Here is a 20,849-nt window from a genome sequence, read left to right as displayed (position 1 = left end):
ACGACTAGGATTGTGATCAGTATCAAACAAAGGTTAAAATGCGGTCACCTACAAAGGGTCTGTTGATCTTTCATGGTTGTTTTTGCCACAGATTATTGGCTATTTTGGCAAGGCGAAGACTATGCGGTTTAGTCATTCTCCACAAATTGGCTGTAACGCAGTAAAAATAGCCAAGAAGCGCGGCCCTTCGGGTTCGTTTCAATGCCTTTATTACAGCGTTGTAAGCTTTTCGCTTAGCGAGCTAAGCGTCATCGCTAAAGCCTTGTACTAAAAGCATTGAATTCGAACAAAAACTAAGCTCGAAAGGTAAACAGACCCTAATTTGGCCACACTTTATCGTTGAGACGGTGCTCCCGCCAACGAAATAAAAAGAATAGAGGAAAACATGAGTAACGAAATCAAAACTCAGGTAGTTGTACTAGGCGCAGGCCCTGCGGGCTATTCATCGGCATTCCGTGCTGCGGATCTCGGCCTAGATACTGTCATCGTTGAACGCTTCAGCACATTGGGTGGCGTTTGTTTAAACGTTGGCTGTATCCCATCTAAAGCACTGCTTCATGTTTCTAAAGTGATTGAAGAAGCAAAAGCTGTTGCTGATCACGGTGTCGTTTTTGGTGAGCCAAAGATTGATCTTGATAAGCTTCGTGGCTTTAAAGATAAAGTTATTGGTCAGCTTACTGGCGGATTAGGCGGAATGTCTAAAATGCGTAAAGTTGATGTTGTTAATGGTCTAGGTAAGTTCACTGGCCCAAATACAATGGAAGTGACTGCGGAAGATGGCACGGTTACAGTGGTTAACTTTGACAATGCGATTATTGCAGCGGGTTCACGTCCGATTAAACTGCCTTTCATTCCCCATGAAGATCCACGGATCTGGGATTCAACTGACGCGCTTGAGCTTAAAGAAGTTCCTGCTAAGCTGCTAGTTATGGGCGGCGGTATCATCGGTCTAGAAATGGGGACCGTTTACTCATCTCTAGGAAGCGAAATCGACGTAGTTGAAATGTTCGATCAAGTTATTCCTGCTGCAGATAAAGACGTTGTACGCGTATTCACTAAGCAAATTAAGAAGAAGTTTAACTTAATCTTGCAAACTAAAGTGACTGCAGTTGAAGCAAAAGAAGACGGTATCTACGTTACAATGGAAGGCAAGAAAGCACCTAGCGAACCTGTTCGTTATGATGCAGTACTGGTTGCTATTGGCCGTTCTCCAAACGGTAAAGGGCTAGACGCAGAGAAAGCAGGCGTTAATGTTGATGAGCGTGGTTTCATTAACGTTGATAAGCAGATGCGTACTAACGTCCCTAACATCTTCGCTATTGGTGACATTGTTGGTCAACCAATGTTGGCACACAAAGGTGTGCATGAAGGGCATGTTGCTGCTGAAGTTATTTCAGGTCTTAAGCACTTCTTCGACCCTAAAGTTATCCCTTCTATTGCCTATACAGACCCAGAAGTTGCTTGGGTTGGTCTAACTGAGAAAGAAGCAAAAGAGCAAGGTGTTGCTTATGAAACTGCGACTTTCCCTTGGGCTGCAAGTGGGCGTGCAATCGCATCAGATGCAAGCGAAGGCATGACTAAGTTAATCTTCGACAAAGAGACTCATCGTGTTATCGGTGGTGCTATTGTGGGTGTTAATGGCGGCGAATTACTCGGTGAAATTGGCCTAGCAATTGAAATGGGTTGTGATGCTGAAGACTTAGCATTAACCATTCATGCTCATCCAACATTGCACGAATCTGTTGGTCTTGCTGCAGAAATGTATGAAGGTTCAATTACTGACTTGCCTAACCCTAAGGCAAAAAAGAAAAAGTAAGCTTTTTCTAATGAATAAAGCGCTCTTATGAGCGCTTTTTTAATGCCTGTAACCCAGTAAATTCGGAGTTTTTCCAATCAAAGCGTGATTCTGTGTTACCTAAATGATACATTCAAGTTAATCTAATAAAGCCTAATATCCAAGCCACTTCAAAATACCCGTTTTAAAGCTTCTGTAGGGCCGCTGAATATGGCTGTGATTGAGAGAATGGTTATTTCCTTTTTTGATATCACTAACGCAGTGCAGGAATTTCACGGGAACTCCAGAAGGGTAAGGCATGAAGTCACATTTTTCTGCATTTTTGCTTATATAAGAATAAATATTGAACTCGAATAATGAGTATCAATTTCATGAAACCACCAAGGACGGTGGGAATGTCGTTTATGCAGGAGCAATTAACGACCTTTAACTCTGTCACTTCTCGACTTGCTGAATCCAGTATTTCGAGCTTGTATGGGGAAATACCTGTGAGAATAAGAATTATAAAAACATGGTTTAGCGTTGTCGTATTAGTGCTTATCTGTTCCGTACCGGCGTTCGCCAGTGGCGTTGTTCAGCGTATTTTTACCGCAAGTGATGGGTTGATTAACGGCACAGTATGGGATATTAGTTTTGATGCCCATGGTTTCACTTGGCTGGCGACAGAAGAGGGGCTTTACCGTGTTAGTAGCACCAAAATTAGAAGAATCGATCAGGTTGGTTTAGACTCAAAACTGAGTGATAACTTGATTCATTTAGTCTCTCCTTTAAGCAAACGTCATCTGCTGGTTAGTAGTTTCTACGAAATTTACCTTTACGATATTTACACCAATACTTTTACCGCTTTTGGTAGTAACACTCTTTTTCCTGAATTTGAAGGCTTGGGGATCATCTCTCAAGTTGAAGATGACTATGGCAACCGAATTCTGCTCACCAGAGAGGGCGAATTATTACGCTTTAACTACAGAAGAATGTCGTTAGAGCGGGTTAATTTTTTAAGCAGCAATCAGGATTACCCTTGGCGGGCAATATCAGCTATTTCAGACAATCGATTACTAGTGGCGACAGAAGGACGCATTGAGGTTAGAGATGAGGTTGGCGAACGGGTGGCAGTGTTGCCTTGGTCAGAAAGCGATGGTCGAATCGAGCAGATATTTAGAGATTCAAATAATCGAGTTTGGATCAGCTCCAGCAAGGGCTTCTTTGAGTTAATACAGCAGGATTTATCAATCCGCAAGGTTACGCAGCTACCTTATTATATTACCCATATAGCAGAGGACCAAAAAGGTTTTTTATGGTTGGCAACGCGATCAGGTTTATTAAAATGGTTGCCAGATGCACCGTCAGGCCAGCTTTATGGGAATGAGATAAAGCAAAAGTCGAATATCGATTACATACACGATATTGCGGTTGATGATACTGGCCTTATTTGGATCGGTGGCTCAGGCGATGGGGTTGCTGTATTGGCGGATAACCCCGACTTTTTACTGGAGCAATTTAGTAAGGCTGCACCCTACCAACTGCCAGATGAAGTCATTTGGTCTATCTATGCAGATAAAGAGAACGTGTGGTTTGGCACTGACGCTGGATTATTCCTCATCGATAGGCAAACGAAGCATCCCTATGTTATAACGCCGAAGAATATTGATCTAAACGACAGCATCTATCACATTGAGCCACTGGATGAACAAAACATTCTGTTATCCAGCACCAACGGACTCTCTATCGTCAATAAAACGACTTTTCATACGCAGACGTTTGGCGATTGGATGGGAGGTTCGGGCACCTTAGAGAGTAAAACTGTTTACAGCACCTATTTTGATACACTCATTCAAGGTCGGATTTGGTTCGCTACCAATAGGGGACTATTTTTTTGGGATCCTGGCTTGGCAGAGCCGCAGTATGTCAACTTGAGTACTGATAGGAGCATCGTTCAACTACAGATAATTAAGCATGTAAACCGAGATAGTGCACAGAGGTTGTGGCTCGGGGGCGATCGGCTACTTGGGTATCTAGATAAACAAAACAATTTTCATGCCGTTACCATACCGCAGGCACTAGGATTGGACACTATTTCGGTTAAGACGATGAAAGAAGTCGAACCGGGTCTTTTTTGGATTGGGTTCAAAGATCATGGCGTTGTTGAATACAACTCGCAAACGGGTGATGCTCGGTCTTTGACTGAAGAGTGGAAGGTAAGCTGTGATAGTGTGTATTTTATTGAAGACGTTGAACAATATCGCATTATAGGTTGCCCACGTTCGATTATCCGATTCGATACTATGACGGATGAGATAATTGTTGTTGCCGCTGAAGATGGGTTCATTAGTGATGAGCTAAACGAAGGGGCGGTGTTTGTCTCTCCCGAAGGGCTATATGTAGGTACGCCAGATGGGGCGATGCTACTCGATGTAACTAAATTTAAGAACCGTATAGTAAAAGATACTATCTTGCTTGAGTCGATGGAAGTCTATTTCGAAGATCGCACCGAGGTTAACTTATTACCGCAAGAGGGTCATCGGATTTTACCCGGTGCACAATTGGTGAGCTTTCAACTGGCGAGAAACAATTACCTCAATGAGAAGCCGTTGCAGCTACAGTACCGCTTACGCCGCGCTGAGGATAAAACAGGCGGTAGTTATATCTATCTCGACGGTCAATCGCAGTTAAATATTTCTGGCTTAGATGCGGGGACGCATGTGCTTGAAATTATTAGTGTGCAGAACGAAGTATGGTCAGCCGCTCCATTTTCTTTCTCTTTTGAAGTGGAAATGTACTGGTGGCAAACCCGCTGGTTTAAAGGTTTATTGCTGGTTGTCGTCTTATTGCTCGGGCTAGGCATTATCTTTGTTCGGCAGCGGCAGGTAATGACATTTAGAGGGATGAACTCCGCGCTTACTGAGAGCGAAAATAGATTAAAACAAGCATTAAGAGGCAGCAACTCTGAGTTATGGGAATGGCATCTAGAGACTGATATTTTTAGACTTGAAAATGTGGGCGGTTTATTGAGTAAGCAAGAAGCTCAGGTTCATCTTAAACTTGGCGAATTTCCTATTCATAACGAAGATAAGAGTAATGTGCTTACCGCTTGGAAAGATATGCTCGATGAGCGTACCGATCGCTTCGAAGTCGAGTACCGCTATTTGCGAAGTGATAAGCTTTGGGGTTGGGTGCGAGTATTAGGTAGACCTGTTGAACGTAATGAGTTTAATGGTAAAATTGAGCGTGTTGCAGGTATTTATACCGATATTTCTGAACAGCGCCAGCTAAAGGATGATGTCTATCTGTTGGCTCAAGCATTTGAAAATACATCTGAAGCGGTGCTTATCTACGACAGAGATGAATTAATCCAAGTCACCAATAAAGCAGCGCAAGATATATTAGGTTTCAATGCTAATACGCTCATTGGCCGATCATTTGCTGAGGTACTAAGGGGCAAAGAGTCGGGTACTCATATTGCTGATTTACTGCAACATGGCTTGAGCTGGACGGGGGAATGCACCGTGGCGTGCGCCAATGATCAGCAGTGCGTTGTTTGGCTTAATGTATCGTCTATTTTAAATGCCACTGGGGAAGCGACGCATTATGTTGTGGTGTTCTCTGATATTACTGATCGTAAGCGCACTGAAGCTGATCTTCGTCGTCTGGCTAATTATGATGTACTCACAGGTTTGCCAAATCGTTCTTTGTTTTCGAGCAAATTATCTCATTCTATTTATCAGGCTGAAAAAGAGGGCGGTAAGCTCGCCTTGCTGTTTTTAGATTTAGATCGCTTTAAGCACGTTAACGATTCTTATGGTCATAGTATGGGCGATGCTTTGCTTGTTGAAGCCTCAAACCGCTTACAAGCGTTTATCACTAATGACAATGTTTTATGTCGTTTTGGCGGTGATGAGTTTGTTATTTTGCTGCGTAGCGATACGGAGCTCGATAGCATTAATCTACTCTGTGAACAGTTATTGGCGAGTATTCAAAAACCGTTTGATCTTTATGGGCGTGAGTTTTATATCTCAACCAGTATTGGTGTCAGCCTGTGGCCAGAAGATGCTAAACAGCCAGAAACACTGATCAAAAATGCCGATTTGGCGATGTATCATGCTAAAGATGAAGGCAAAGGAAACTTTAAATATTATTCCCAAGAGCGTAATGCCGAGGCGCTTTATCATTTAAGGTTGGAGACAGATCTACGTAAAGCCATTGAAAGAGATGAGTTTGAGCTTCACTTCCAACCACAGATAGATATTTTACAAAATGATAAGCTTGTCGGAGTGGAAGCCTTATTGCGGTGGAATCACCCTCAAGATGGCTATGTACGTACCGACATTTTTATCAAAGTCGCCGAAGCATGTGGGCTTATTGTTGATATTGATCGTTGGGTTATGCGTGAGGCTTGTCGCCATGGTGCCCGTTGGGCACAAATTTTAGATGAACCGCTTAAAGTCTCAGTTAATATCTCAGCATTGCATTTTCGCCAGCCCGATTTTATTAATGGTGTCGAGAAGAGTTTGGCAGAAACTGGAATGCCAAATCGTTCACTATCGCTTGAGATCACTGAAGGCGTATTGATGAAAGAGCTTGAAGTTGCTAAACAACACCTAAAAGAGCTTAAGAGTTTAGGGATTGATGTCGCGATCGATGATTTTGGGACCGGTTATTCCTCCTTGGCTTACTTACGTCATTTTGAAGTGAATACCTTAAAAATTGATCGCTCTTTCCTTATTGATATTGCGACTAATAAAGCCGACCAGGCCATTGCTAGCAGTATTATTGAGCTCGCAAGAAACTTAAAATTAGATGTAGTGGCTGAAGGTGTCGAAACTCATGAGCAGTTAGAGCAGGTCTTTAGTCGAGGTTGCTATGTCATACAGGGTTACTACTTTGCCAAACCGATGTCATGTACTGATTTAGATACTTACATGGCGATACGGCCAGAAGTTAATTTGCAGTCTAAGGCGGACCAACTTATGGCTCCTAGTGCCTAAGCCTTGCACAAGTTAATTAAATACCCTACGTTAAAACATCATTAGAAGAGTTGAATAAGTCATTATGAACCATAGAATTTTTATTCTTTGTTTGCTGGTATTTTGTCAGTCATATGCTAGCGCTACAGAACGGCCAAAAATTGGTTTAGTACTCAGTGGTGGCGGTGCAAAAGGTGCCGCGCATATTGGGGTGCTTAAAGTTCTGGAAGAGAACAATATTCCGATTGATTACATCACTGGTACCAGTATCGGTTCCTATGTTGGTGGCATGTATGCATTGGGTTATAGTGCTGCCGAAATAGAAGCTATCATGATGAAGACTGACTGGAATAAGGGCTATTCAGATACCATCCCGCGTGAAGAGCTGAGCTATAAAGATAAAGAGATCCGCGACAAATATAATATTCCGGTCAATGTCGGTTATAGCGATGAACAAGTCAAAATGCCTGCGGGTTTACTGCGCGGTCAGTCGATGTCGCAATTGCTGCGAAGCTCTACCAATTTGGTACATCAGTTTGGTCATTTCGATGATCTTTCAATCCCCTTTAGAGCGGTGGCTACCAACTTAGCGACCAGCCAAGCAGTGGTGTTAAGTGAAGGTAGCCTTGTGGCTGCAATGCAAGCCTCTTCATCGGTTCCGGGTGCACTACAACCTGCGGTTATCAACGGTATGTTATTGGTCGATGGTGGCATCGCCAATAATATGCCAATAGATGTGGTTAAAGCGATGGGCGCAGATATTGTTATTGCGGTCGATATTGGCTCGCCACTTGTCGGTAAAGAAGAGCTAGACAGTGCCATTGCAGTGCTCAATCAGTTATCGACTATGCTCACCAATGCCAGTTCTGAGAGACAAAAAGCGTTATTGTCGGATAAAGATATTCTTATTAGACCTAATATTGGTGAGTTAAGTACCACCGATTTTAGCATCATGCCCATCGCTCTCCCTTTAGGAGAGATAGCGGCAAGAGACCAATTAGATAAGCTAGGCAAATACAGTGTCTCTAAGCAGGAGTTTAGCGAGTATCTTGCTGCAAAGCGCAGCAAGAGCAAGGTATGGCTCGATGAGTTGAACCGGCCACTCATTAAGGTTATCTACGACAACGACTCTAAAGTGAGCGAAAAGTTACTTGCCGATAGCCTCAATTTGGATGTGGGTGATCATGTCACCGTCCAAACGCTTGAGGCGGGCATCGCCCGGATCTATTCGTTGGACAAATTTGAGCGAGTTGATGCCGAGTTTGAAGATACGCCTGATGGAAGAGTGCTAACCGTTTCAACTAAAGCAAAGTCTTGGGGACCGAATTATTTCCAATTAGGTTTTAGTTGGGAAGATGATTTTAGCCTCGATTCAGTCATTTCATTAGATGTGGCGTATACCATGACGGACTTGACTGAAAATGGCGGTGAATGGCGCAATGAGATCTCCTTAGGCTTCGATAAATTATTAGGTTCTGAGTTTTATCAACCTTTGTCTAAAGATCAAGATTATTTTAGTCGAGCACGAGTGGAGTACGAACTTAAAGATTGGGGCTTTTTTGAAGATAACAACCGTATTTTTGAACTGAAACAAACCGCTTACCGAGCTGAGGTAGGCATCGGTTGGAATTATACCCAAAACGGTAAATTAGAGGTTGGATTATTAGGTGAGGTCGGCAGTTTAGAGAACGAAATTTGGCAACTTGGTACGGTCGATTACGATGGTTATGGTGGCTATTTTAAGTTTGCCTACGACGATCTCAATAGTATTAACTTCCCGACATCGGGTAATCGCTTTACGCTAAATATGTATCTTAGAAAAGAGGGTTACGAGCAAGATATTAGCTCGAACACCTCTGATACTTCATTGCAAATTGAAGCCGATTGGCGTGGTGCCGTGGGTGTTGGTAACCATGCCTTTGTCGGTATAGCTTCTTTTGCAACCGTTGATATAGATGGTGCTTTCACGGTCAATGTTTCTGAGTTAGGTGGGTTTTTAAATCTTTCTGGTTACCATAAAAATGCCCTATATGGCTCACATAAAGTGTTTGGGGCTTTTGTATATCAATATGATTTAGGGCGAGATGTATTAGGCATGACAGAGTATCCACTCTATCTAGGAACCAGTATCGAAGCGGGTAACGTCTGGAATCAAAAAGATAATGTGTCATTAGATGATCTTATTTATGCAGGTAGTATTTTCCTTGGTATAGACACTAGCGTTGGGCCTGCAGCACTTGGCTTTGGTGCTTCAGATGACGGTGAGAAAACGATATTCCTGTTTATTGGTAAGAACTGGTAATCAAGAAGTGAGCGGCTTCAGACCGCTTGAAATAACATTAATATAATGTGACAAGAATGGGCTTAATAGTCTAAAACATAGAGAGAAATATGAATTAGACGATTGTTTTTACGAAAAGTAGAAGCAATTTATTAAAGGACTAAATCGGGGATAAATATGAATAAGGTAAGTCAATTAGCATTGTGCGTAGCATTAACGTTAGGTGTTGCAGGATGTGGCAGTAGCGATAAAGACAGTATTACAGAAAGTGCCACTTCAATGGTGGTTTCTGGAGTTGAAAAAGCCAATTTTGACCCAGCTGTGCGTCATCAAGATGATTTCTACTACAGCGTGAATGGCACTTGGTTAGCGAACACACCTATCCCTGCTGATAAATCTAATTACGGTTCATTTTCCGTTCTTTATGAACAAAGCCAAGAAGCACTTAAAAAAATTATTGATGCCGCAGCTGCTAAGCCAAACAAGGCAAAAGGTAGCAGTGAGCAAAAAGTGGGTGATTTTTATGCGAGCTTCATGGATACCGACGCCATTGAGGGGTTAGGGATCTCACCGCTAAAAGATCAGCTGTCAGATATTGCCTTTGCATCAACTCACAACGATATAGCGACTTTAATGGGAAGTTTATTGGTACATGGTTCAACGGTGCCATTCGGTTTTTACGTCAATAACGATGCTAAAAACTCGAGTCAATATGGGGTCTATCTGTATCAATCAGGTCTCACATTGCCAGATAGAGATTACTACCTAAAAGATGATGAGAAATTTACTGCAAATCGTGCAGCATTAATTCAATACGTCGATGACCTGATGGCCAAAGCGGGCTATAGCGATCCAAAGCGCGCGAGCGAAAGTGTGGCTAAGATTGAAAAGTTTATCGCCGCAAGTCAATGGAGCCGTGTTGAGTCGCGTGATGCCAATAAAAGTTATAACAAGATGGACCGTCAACAGCTGCAAGATTTAGTTGAAGGTTTTGACTTTGTGCAGTTCTCAGCGGGAGCAGACATCGACAAAGTGACGGACGTGATTGTGCGTCAGCCATCTTACTTTGAAAAGTTTGGCAAAGAGTTTAGTCAATTTAGCGTGTCCGAGTGGCAAGACTATTTAGCTTTTCATCTGGTGGATGATTACGCAGAACTATTGAGTAAAGATTTCGTTGATCTCCATTTTGCTTTCCATGGTAATACCTTAATGGGTATCGAAGAGCAGAAGCCACGCTGGAAGAAGGGTGTTGATGCAGCTGACCAAGTGATTGGTGAGCTGGTGGGCGAAGAGTATGTTAAGCAAAACTTTAAGCCCGAAGCTAAAGCCAAAATGGAAGAGATGATCCAAAACCTGATCAAAGGATTTGAGGTCAGCATCAATGAACTGGAGTGGATGACGCCTGAAACTAAGCTCGCCGCTCAAGAAAAACTGGCGAAGTTTACCTATAAGATCGGCTACCCTGATAAGTGGAAAGATTATACGGCACTCGACATTGAAGCTAACGACTTAGTCGGCAACTATCAACGCTATGCTCAATTTGAGTACAAAGCGATGTTAGCTAAATTGGGTCAACCGATTGATCGTACTGAGTGGCACATGACGCCACAAACGGTGAACGCTTACTATAGTCCTGTGATGAATGAAATAGTGTTCCCTGCCGCAATCCTGCAACCACCATTCTTTAATATGGATGCTGATGATGCGATTAACTATGGTGGCATCGGTGCTGTTATCGGTCATGAGATCAGCCATGGTTTTGATGATCAAGGCGCTAAATATGATGGTGACGGTAACCTTCGCGATTGGTGGTCAGATAAAGACCGTGAAGAGTTCCAAAAGCGTGCCGCGCAGTTGTCAAAGCAGTACGCAGGTTATGAAGCCATGCCGGGTAAGTTCGTTAATGGTGATTTAACCTTAGGCGAAAACATTGGCGACTTAGGCGGTTTAACCGTGGCAGCTCGCTCTTATGCGATGAGTCTTAATGGTAAACCATCGCCGGTAATAGAAGGCTTAACGGGTGAACAACGCTTGTTCATTGGTTGGTCTCAAGTCTGGCGTCGTAACTACCGAGATGAAGAGCTTGGCCGCCGTTTAATGACCGATTCACATTCACCGAGCCATTTCCGCGCGATGGGCACACCACGTAATATCCCTGCTTTCTATGAAGCATTTGATTTGAAAGAGGGCGATAAAATGTTCTTAAGCGAAAGCGATCGCGTTAAGATTTGGTAAGCTAACATTAGATACTGATCTCAATAAGTAAAAAAAGCCCATCTTTCGATGGGCTTTTTAATTCTCGCTGAATTCGCAACTATTTAATGGAATTGGTATGTCGAGCGAGGAACTCAGGTAGTTGCTCTAGACTCGCTAACTGATGATGAGCGATGACCCACTTGGTTAAATCCGCCAATTTGGGCTCAGGGATGGCAATTGTTTGCATATTGGCAGCGCGGGCTGCGACCAGTCCATTAAATGAATCCTCAATCGCTAAGCAATGGATAGGATCAATATTGAGCGCAGCAGCGCAATTTAAATAGACCTCAGGATGCGGCTTACCATAAGTTAAATATTCAGCAGACTTAATGGCTTGAAAGTATGAATTTATTGATAGTTTGTTTAAAACAGCATTAATAATATCGCTAGAAGAGGACGTCGCCAAGCCGATTTTAAGGCCGTGTTCTTGGCAAGTATCAAGCGCGGCGATGACGCCTCGCATAGGTGTACCTTCGACTAAAATATGCATGATAACTTGCTCTACAATGGCTTGGGCTGTTTGTTCGTTGTCATAGTTAGGCCAAGGAAAGCGGGCATACCAAAATGCGACGACGTGATCGATTCTTAGTCCGGTCGTTTCGACAGTATCTTCAATTGAGATGTTTAAACCGAGTTCCGACATCACCTTATGTTCGGCAATTTGCCATACAGGTTCAGAGTCAATTAGCACTCCATCCATGTCGAAAATAACGGCTTTTAACTCAGGTGTGGTCATAAGTCTCCAATTATGTTCATTATAACATTGGTGAATAGTAGTAGTTTATTCTAGTGAATATTCAAATAATACTAAGGTTAATGGCATATTTAACGACATCAATAGTGAGATATAACCAATAATAATGGCAGTTTATTAGTGCTTAACTCTTTGAATAAAATAACGAATAAATTCATTTAACACTATGGTCTAGTTTTCTTTTTGGGATGAACCGCTTAAAGTGTGACCATCTTGCCTCTTGAGCATGATTTATCACTTGTCCAAGTGTGATCTGATTCATACTTTTGCAAAGCTGTAGTATAATACGCCTCGAAATAAGGGTCGAGCCTGCCGAGTCGTCAGTTCCAATGTGAAGACGAGCAGTTTCGTTGTGAGAACGCCAAAAAAGAGGAATATTGCCATGCTAGAAGCATATCGTAAACACGTCGCAGAACGTGCTTCAGAGGGCGTAGTCCCTAAGCCATTAGATGCCCAACAAGTGGCACTACTAGTCGAATTGGTAAAGAATCCACCTGCAGGTGAAGAAGCGTTTCTTCTTGATCTGATTGAAAACCGTATCCCACCAGGTGTTGATGAAGCTGCATATGTAAAAGCAGGCTTTTTAGATGCTGTCGCCAAAGGCGAAGTCTCATCAAGCATTCTGTCATCTGCGCGAGCTGTTGAGCTGCTTGGTACTATGATGGGTGGTTATAACATTGAACCGCTTATTGCTCAGTTAGATAACGATGCGCAAGCACCGCTGGCTGTTAAAGCGTTGTCTCACACGTTATTGATGTTTGATTCTTTCCATGACGTAGTGGAAAAAATGCAGGCGGGTAACGACTACGCTAAACAAGTTGTTCACGCATGGGCTGACGCTAAATGGTTCCTATCGCGTCCTAAGCTTGCCGAAAAGATATCTCTGACCGTCTTTAAAGTGTCAGGCGAGACTAATACCGATGATTTGTCACCTGCACCAGATGCATGGTCACGTCCTGATATTCCTTTGCACGCATTAGCGATGCTAAAGAATGCTCGTGAGGGAATTGTTCCTGATACAGCTGGTACCGTTGGTCCAATTAAAGAGATTGCATCACTTAAAACCAAGGGTTTCCCATTGGTTTATGTCGGTGATGTTGTTGGTACGGGTTCTTCACGTAAATCAGCGACTAACTCAGTGCTTTGGTTCATGGGTGATGATATCCCTAATGTGCCTAACAAGCGTGCGGGTGGTTTCTGTTTAGGTGGCAAGATCGCACCAATCTTCTTCAACACAATGGAAGATGCTGGTGCGTTACCTATTGAGCTAGACGTTAGCAAGATGGAGATGGGTGATGTTATTGATATCTACCCATACCAAGGTGTTGTTAAGCGTCACGATAGCGATGAAATTATCTCTGAATTTTCGCTAAAGACCGAAGTGTTGATGGATGAAGTTCGTGCAGGCGGTCGTATTCCATTGATCATTGGCCGTGGTCTTACTGACCGTGCTCGTGAAACACTCGGCGTTGAAGCTTCTACTGAATTTGTGCGTCCAAAAGATGTGGCAGATACAGGCAAGGGCTTTACCCTTGCCCAGAAGATGGTCGGTAAGGCGTGCGGCGTTAGTGGTATTCGTCCAGGCCAGTACTGTGAACCTAAGATGTCATCTGTTGGTTCACAAGATACTACGGGTCCTATGACGCGTGATGAGCTTAAAGACCTTGCATGTCTTGGTTTTAGTGCTGATTTGACGATGCAGTCTTTCTGCCACACAGCCGCTTATCCAAAGCCTATTGATGTGAACACACATCATACTCTGCCTGATTTCATTATGAATCGTGGCGGTGTTTCTCTGCGTCCTGGTGACGGGGTGATCCACTCATGGTTGAACCGTATGTTGTTGCCAGATACCGTAGGTACGGGTGGTGATTCACATACTCGTTTCCCAATTGGTATCTCATTCCCAGCCGGTTCAGGTCTGGTCGCATTTGCTGCGGCAACAGGTGTAATGCCACTGGATATGCCTGAGTCGATTTTGGTGCGCTTTAAAGGCGAAATGCAACCGGGTATGACGTTACGTGACTTGGTACATTCTATTCCGCTTAAAGCCATTGAGATGGGTCTGTTGACGGTAGAGAAGAAAGGTAAGGTCAACGCCTTCTCTGGTCGTGTATTAGAAATTGAAGGTCTTGAACAACTTAAAGTTGAGCAAGCGTTTGAGCTTTCTGATGCATCCGCTGAGCGTAGTGCTGCGGGTTGTACTATTAAGCTTGATAAAGAGCCAATCATCGAATATCTAACCTCTAACATCGTGATGTTGAAGTGGATGATTGCTGAAGGTTATGGCGATCGTCGTACTATTGAACGTCGTGTCATTGCGATGCAAGAGTGGCTAGCAAACCCTGAATTAATGGAAGCTGACAGCGATGCTGAATACGCAGAAATTATCGAAATTGATTTGAGCGAAATCAAAGAACCTATTCTTTGTGCGCCAAACGATCCAGATGATGCCGTGTTACTTTCATCAGTGGTTGATACTAAGATTGACGAAGTCTTCGTTGGTTCTTGTATGACTAACATCGGTCACTTCCGTGCAACGGGTAAGATGTTGGAGAAGTTTGCTACGACTTTGCCTACACGTTTGTGGATTGCGCCTCCAACTAAGATGGATCGTGATCAACTTACTGAAGAGGGCTATTATGCTATCTTCGGTCGTGTCGGTGCTCGTATTGAGATCCCTGGATGTTCGCTGTGTATGGGTAACCAAGCACGTGTTGCTGAAGGTGCAACGGTAGTTTCTACTTCTACCCGTAACTTCCCCAATCGTCTTGGTACGGGTGCCAATGTATATTTGGCGTCAGCTGAGCTTGCGGCTGTTGCAGCGTTACTCGGTCGTTTACCATCGCCTGATGAGTACCAGACATACGCTAAAGAGTTAGATGCAACTGCAGCTGACACTTACCGTTATCTGAACTTCGATCAAATTGCATCGTACACAGAAAAAGCGGGCGAAGTTATCTTCCAGTCTGCTGTTTAAGATGTAAGTTTGTGTCTAGTACGAAAAAGGCCAGCTAATTAGCTGGCCTTTTTTATGACTCGACATTTATAACTTATAGACAATAAGCACCTTAGGGATATAGGCAGATATTGCTCAGTACCGCAAATTTCAAATACTTAATGACTGGTTAAGTGTGCTTAGTGTGCAGCACTTCTAACAGCTTATCTTCAAGCGCAAAACGTGTTTCCATCGCATGCCCAAGTGATGACAAATCTTTATCTAGGTGAAATAGCACTTTTTCGTCGTCGGCTTCGGTGTACTTGTCGTTGAAGTCGAGCGCAGTGTCAGTTGTTTCGCTAATCTGTGGCACCAATTGCTGCGCAATCTCTTGGCTTGAGCTGCCATTCTTCTCGCAAGCCGTGACGACTTGATTATAAATTTCGAAATGGCCTTCAGAGACGTAGTCCATTAATTGATCGCAAAATGCTTTAACGGAATCAAATGCAGGTAAGGAATTCTCTGAAACTTCATATGGAGGAATACCAGCGATTTGGCAGTAGTTGATCAGTAGCTTACGACGATTGTTTAACCATTGATCTATAAGAGTATTTGAACCACCCCATTTTTGTTCGGCTTTCTCTAACTTTCTTAGCATGATCTTCCCCAGTAAGAATCTATCCCTAACATCTAATGTAGGGACAAGTACTGTGTTGATCAACTACTTTTCGACGATTTAGGCGGAATAACTGAATGGACATACCAGCTAGCAGGTAAGGCTGGGGCGCTAAAAAGAAAAAGCCCAGTGATAGAATTCTATCGCTGGGCGAGTATAGTTTTTGCAGGCTCGATGCGACGAGCTCTTGATTGTTCTTGCTAGCGCAGACTTTTTATACCAAAGCTAAGCACTGGGTGCAACTTTTTTCTGTCACATTGAGAGCTATACAGCGTGCGTTAAGCTCTATTGTGGGCCTATATCGCACTTTTACTTGATATGAGATCTAACATTAACGACTTACAAATAAGGTGGTTAGGCAGATAATAATGTTAACTTCGACCTCGCTGGGGCTATTTGTCGAGTTACGGGTCACATAATTTCACCGATAGAGGTTACTTTATTAACGTAAATGCTAAACTACTGTGCAAGTGGATATCAATATAAGTTTAGGAATCAAGCCAAATGGCAGAATTAAAGAATGATCGTTATTTACGTGCTTTATTAAAACAGCCTGTCGACAGAACACCTGTCTGGATGATGCGTCAAGCTGGTCGTTATCTTCCTGAGTACAAAGCAACCCGCGCTCAAGCCGGTGATTTCATGTCGCTTTGTAAAGACAAAGATTTGGCTTGTGAAGTGACCTTGCAACCACTACGTCGTTATGACCTAGATGCTGCGATTTTATTCTCTGATATTCTTACTATTCCTGATGCGATGGGACTTGGTCTGTATTTTGAAACTGGCGAAGGCCCACGCTTTCAACGTCCAACCGATACTATCGACTCAATCAAAAAGCTTTGCATCCCAGATCCAGAAGACGAGCTTGGTTATGTGATGCGTGCTGTCAGCACCATTCGTCGTGAGCTTAAAGGCGAAGTGCCTTTGATTGGTTTCTCTGGCTCTCCTTGGACACTAGCGACTTACATGGTTGAAGGCGGTTCAAGCAAGACTTTCGAAAAGATCAAGAAAATGGCTTATGAAGAGCCAAAAACATTGCACATGTTGCTTGATAAGCTAGCTGACTCAGTCATCTTGTACCTGAACGCTCAGGTTGCTAACGGTGCTCAGTCACTTATGATCTTTGATTCATGGGGCGGTGCACTTTCTCACCACGCTTACCGTGAATTCTCACTGCGTTATATGCAGAAAATCGTTGATGGCTTAACTCGCCATGCAGACGGTCGTCAAGTGCCAGTGACTCTGTTCACCAAAGGTGGCGGACTATGGCTTGAATCTATGGCTGAAACAGGTTGTGATGCCTTAGGTCTAGATTGGACTGTTGATATCGGTGATGCACGTCGTCGTGTTGGGCATAAAGTTGCTCTTCAAGGAAACATGGACCCATCTGTACTTTACGCCTCTCCTGAGCGTATTCGTCAAGAAGTAGAACAGATTCTATCTTCTTACGGTGAAGGTACTGGCCACGTATTTAACTTGGGCCATGGTATTCACCAACATGTTGATCCTGAGCATGCGGGCGCGTTCATCAACTCAGTTACTGAGTTGTCAGGTAAATACCACAAGTAAGCCACTACTTCAGTAGTTTGGTTTAAAAGGCTCAGTTTACTGGGCCTTTTTTGTGGACGCTATTTGATGATATCTAGAGTATTTTGTGCTTCGATAGGAGTCGGTTTAACACCTAATCGGTTGCTGTTCAATTCTAAAGTCACTGCCTTTTCTGGGCTGACTTTCGATTTCACCGTTTTAAAGCGATAACTGTTGCCTCACAATCGACAGTCGCACCCCAAGTTGTGGCAATGCCGTTTGAGTCGCTGCTGCTTTCCTGTAGTGGCAATAATAGCTAAGTGTCGATATAACCTTGCAGTGATGTGAGCGGGGTCTTTAAGTCGTGCGACAGGTGCAACATAAACTCATGCCGTTATTCTTCTTGTAGGTAAATAGCTTTAATAATTATTATTAAAAATCAATAATGGTCATTATATTTCTACTTGAGGACTCGTGCTTTATAAAATAAAACATGTGTTAATGAATAGTAATAATTAGGAATGAATATCATTTAAATTAATGTATTAAAATGGTAGTCGATGAAATGTTCTGAGCAAGGTTTAAGATGTAATTATTACTGCATCGTAATATACAATTTCTTTGTTTTATTAAGTTTATATGCAATGAGTAAATTAGGGCTAGTGAGTTTTATTCTAAACGATTTCATACGAAAGTACGTAACATTGAGAATGCAGGCGCTTACTTTAATAGAACGCCACATCTAAATTGAACGTTTGCAAATGTAAGGTTTTTAAGTGTAAGTTATTGATATAAATGATTTACATTTTTTTACTTCTATATTCGTTGTTGATATTTTAAAGCCATTTTTTGTTTTATATGACGAGGAGTGTGACTGAATGTATCATTGCTATTGTAATCTATATAGCTTGGGTAATGATTTAATTACATTTTATTTTTTGTATTCATGTCTATATGTGATTACTATAGCTGCAAGTGCTATTGTTTAGTAATAATTTAAATATATAATATATATTCATGGATGTATTGTAATGCGAAAGGAACTCTCTAAATTAGATTATTTCACACTTAAAGTTCTCATAGGTTTATTTGAATTTAAGAACTGCAGTGTCGTAGCTGAGAAACTAAATACAACTCAGCCTAAAGTCAGCCGTGCCTTAAGCAGCCTCCGTGAAGTCATCCAGAATGAACTGTTTGTGCGTCAGCAGTATGGTTTACAACCCAATTCGATGGCCGAAAAAATCTATCCTTTGGCTAAATCGATAGTCGCTACACTGGAAGAAATAGATCAGGTGGCTATGAGTCAATCAGGTGTAAGACGTGTTGTTAATGTGGCGGTTCAGGAGCATATGTCTGCATTTTTTTTGGAGGCAATATCGGAAGTTTGTGTTCATTTGAAACAGGAAGTGAGCGTTAACATTCAGCCCTGGTGTGATAATGTTTCCCAACTGATTGCCCAAGGTAAGCTGGACTATGCAATCACTGCTAACTCGACTTATCACGAGATGATAGAAAACCTTGAACTGGGTGAGGTAAGTTATCGGTTCGTTGTCGCCAAGAAAGGTCATCCCATTTTTCGAAAGCCCCTGAGTTATTCATCGCTTATCGAAAATCGACTGGTTTTTATCAATTATTGCCAGGTGGGCTCAAAGCCTAACTGGTTCGAATCCATTGTGAAGCTACGAGGTGAGGAATTAAAGCTAATCTTAAAGACCTCTTGCCACAACATGGCGCTGGATCATATCGTTAAATCCGATGACGTGTGTTGTACCGCATCCATTTTTGCCTATCAATATTTTAAGAATCGTGATGATACTGACTTTATCGATGCGACAGACTTTTGTCATGTTGAGTTAGCTAAGGCTAAAAAAGAATTGGAGCCGGCAGAGCATCAAAAATATTATTATTACCTGCAATATCATCATTCTAATGAGAATGAATTTACACATCTTTTGTCGGAAATAATGAAGCGAAAAATTGACTTTATGCAAGACGAATATGAGCAGGCAAAATCACTCGTCACTATAGAATAGACCCCACTAACATCAGGCTATCGATAGTTTAACGCTAATGGAATCTTTCTAGATGAAAGGTTTCATTAGGGAGTCTAACTTGCCGTTTAATCGCTAGGGGAAAATGGTATACCTGCGTTTAACTTGAATCCGTATGTTCTGTGTCGATATTTCCTCAAAAAAATAGTGAGTACTTGTTCACTCACTATTGATGTCCAAGGACAGATGGCTAAGCCCATTATTAATAATGCCAAAGTCTCAGTGCAGTGCAGTGTTGACCAAACCTTGAATTTGAGTGGATAACCATTGCTGGTTAGGCTCTGCTTTGGCCTTATTGTAAACCAGATATAAAGTTGGCACCTTGATTTGCATATAGAGTCGCTCTGACTCGACATCTGAAATCCGACAAGCATGCAGGTTGTGGGTACTGTTTATCATGTTATATATGGAGCTGTAGGGGAGCAAGGCGACGGCTTGGGTTGATCTTAGGTATTCAAATAAGCCGGATAGACTGCTGAGATCCATCTCAGTGTTAAGTTGAATACCGTTTAAATGGCAATAGGCTTGAAATGGACTCATTTTTTGTTTAGTAACATCAACATTCACATTAACAAATGGATACTCAGCAATCGATTCTAAGGTGATCTCTTGTTTGAGTATTGGATGTTCATGGTGGCAGATGAGAAATAATTTATTCAGTTTTTTTAATGGAATGGCTTCGAGCTGCTCATCTATGTCCTTGATGTCCTCAATCATGTTGCAGCAGCACAGACCTATATTGACCTCACCGGTGACGATACTATCTATTGAATTTCTTGTGCAGGTTGAGATATTAAAGCTCATATCTTTTCCCGCGTTTCTAATCGAAGTTAATAGTACTTTTGGGAATGTGTAGGAGATTAGATCAGGTGAAGCTATTTCAAAGTGATGAGTCTGTTCGACACTATTTTCTCCGTGTAGCTTTTGCAGGTTTTTCGAACATTCTACAATCTCCTTCACAATAGGGTATATTTTCCCTGCGAATTCATTTGGTACTAGCCCATGTTTTTTTCTGATGAATAGCTCATTGCCAAAGATTTCCCTAGCATGCTTGAGGCATCGACTTATTTTCGGCGCGGGTATGTTTAACTGGTGAGATACTGACGTTGCCGATTTACTCTCATAGAGATGAACTAGTATATTTAAACTGAGTAAATCCAAGTCGCTAAAGCTTATATCCCTCATTTATAATGCCTCTTTAAAATAGTTTTTACTTATTTAATAATAATCTTTTTTCATTCTTTATGTTGTTTTATTTAAATTGATTTGTAAAATTGTCTATTAAGTCACTTATTTCGTTATTCACATTTTTGATAACAACTATCTCTATATTAAATATCTCAATGTTGATTTTCTGATAAGGAATTAAATTTGTAAATTAACCAGCGCCACTTTAGGTTGTTGTTTTTAAATGATAATAATTAGGAACTCTATCTGAGTTGTACTAGTTTGTTGTTTATTTGTTTTGTAATTGATTTTAGTCTGTGAGTGTTTTTGTGTGGTTATATTTGAAATTTAAATTTTAAATATATGTAATTTCAATAACTAAAATTGTCTTTTGTAAATTTTAGTTTTTAGAAGTCAAATTTGATCTTGTTATTTAAATATAA

The 20,849-nt window shown here is 42.0% G+C and carries 10 protein-coding genes and 1 pseudogene; 7 read left to right on the top strand and 4 right to left on the bottom strand.

Annotated elements, in window-relative coordinates:
- The first annotated feature begins 385 nt into the window (after positions 1-385).
- The 4 genes from lpdA (at position 386) to CXF86_RS20185 (ending at position 11,272) form a co-directional block, all read left to right on the top strand.
- Positions 386-1,816 carry a dihydrolipoyl dehydrogenase gene (gene lpdA, locus CXF86_RS20200; RefSeq protein ID WP_101090694.1) on the top strand — a complete coding sequence of 477 codons (1,431 nt, stop codon included), beginning with the start codon at positions 386-388 and terminating at the stop codon, positions 1,814-1,816.
- Between the two features lie 467 nt (positions 1,817-2,283).
- Positions 2,284-6,777 carry an EAL domain-containing protein gene (locus tag CXF86_RS20195; RefSeq protein WP_102039977.1) on the top strand — a complete coding sequence of 1,498 codons (4,494 nt, stop codon included), beginning with the start codon at positions 2,284-2,286 and terminating at the stop codon, positions 6,775-6,777.
- Positions 6,778-6,841: 64 nt separating this feature from the next.
- Entirely contained in the window at positions 6,842-9,058 is a 2,217-nt protein-coding gene (locus tag CXF86_RS20190; RefSeq protein WP_101090693.1) for a patatin-like phospholipase family protein, read from the top strand.
- A 156-nt stretch (positions 9,059-9,214) separates the two neighbouring features.
- Positions 9,215-11,272, top strand: coding sequence for a M13 family metallopeptidase (locus tag CXF86_RS20185; RefSeq protein WP_101090692.1), 2,058 nt, complete (start codon positions 9,215-9,217; stop codon positions 11,270-11,272).
- 79 nt (positions 11,273-11,351) lie between these two features.
- Here CXF86_RS20185 and hxpB read toward each other — a convergent pair whose 3' ends face one another.
- Entirely contained in the window at positions 11,352-12,029 is a 678-nt protein-coding gene (gene hxpB / locus CXF86_RS20180; protein WP_102039880.1) for a hexitol phosphatase HxpB, read from the bottom strand.
- A gap of 400 nt (positions 12,030-12,429) precedes the next feature.
- Between hxpB and acnB the strand changes: the two genes are divergently transcribed.
- Positions 12,430-15,027: a bifunctional aconitate hydratase 2/2-methylisocitrate dehydratase gene (gene acnB, locus CXF86_RS20175; protein ID WP_102039879.1), complete on the top strand. Its 2,598-nt coding sequence runs from the start codon at positions 12,430-12,432 to the stop codon at positions 15,025-15,027.
- A gap of 148 nt (positions 15,028-15,175) precedes the next feature.
- On the opposite strand, the gene rsd is transcribed toward acnB, so the two are convergent.
- Positions 15,176-15,643, bottom strand: coding sequence for a sigma D regulator (rsd, locus tag CXF86_RS20170; RefSeq protein ID WP_101090689.1), 468 nt, complete (start codon positions 15,641-15,643; stop codon positions 15,176-15,178).
- A 522-nt stretch (positions 15,644-16,165) separates the two neighbouring features.
- On the opposite strand from rsd, the gene hemE reads away from it, so the two are divergent.
- Positions 16,166-17,230, top strand: coding sequence for a uroporphyrinogen decarboxylase (gene hemE / locus CXF86_RS20165; RefSeq protein ID WP_101090688.1), 1,065 nt, complete (start codon positions 16,166-16,168; stop codon positions 17,228-17,230).
- Positions 17,231-17,504: 274 nt separating this feature from the next.
- Here the strand turns inward: hemE and CXF86_RS23235 are convergent.
- Positions 17,505-17,573, bottom strand: a pseudogene (locus CXF86_RS23235) (histidine kinase dimerization/phospho-acceptor domain-containing protein); the annotation flags it as partial.
- 646 nt (positions 17,574-18,219) lie between these two features.
- On the opposite strand from CXF86_RS23235, the gene CXF86_RS20160 reads away from it, so the two are divergent.
- Entirely contained in the window at positions 18,220-19,221 is a 1,002-nt protein-coding gene (locus CXF86_RS20160; protein ID WP_101097968.1) for a LysR family transcriptional regulator, read from the top strand.
- Positions 19,222-19,458: 237 nt separating this feature from the next.
- Here the strand turns inward: CXF86_RS20160 and CXF86_RS20155 are convergent, their stop codons facing one another.
- Positions 19,459-20,424, bottom strand: a complete 966-nt coding sequence (locus CXF86_RS20155; RefSeq protein WP_101097969.1) for a LysR family transcriptional regulator — start codon at positions 20,422-20,424, stop codon at positions 19,459-19,461.
- Positions 20,425-20,849: the final 425 nt, after the last annotated feature.

This window comes from Shewanella sp. GutCb (assembly GCF_002836135.1).
Classification (GTDB): domain Bacteria; phylum Pseudomonadota; class Gammaproteobacteria; order Enterobacterales; family Shewanellaceae; genus Shewanella.
The sequence above is the reverse complement of the archived record's forward strand: the minus strand, read 5'-3'. Positions and strand labels throughout refer to the sequence as shown.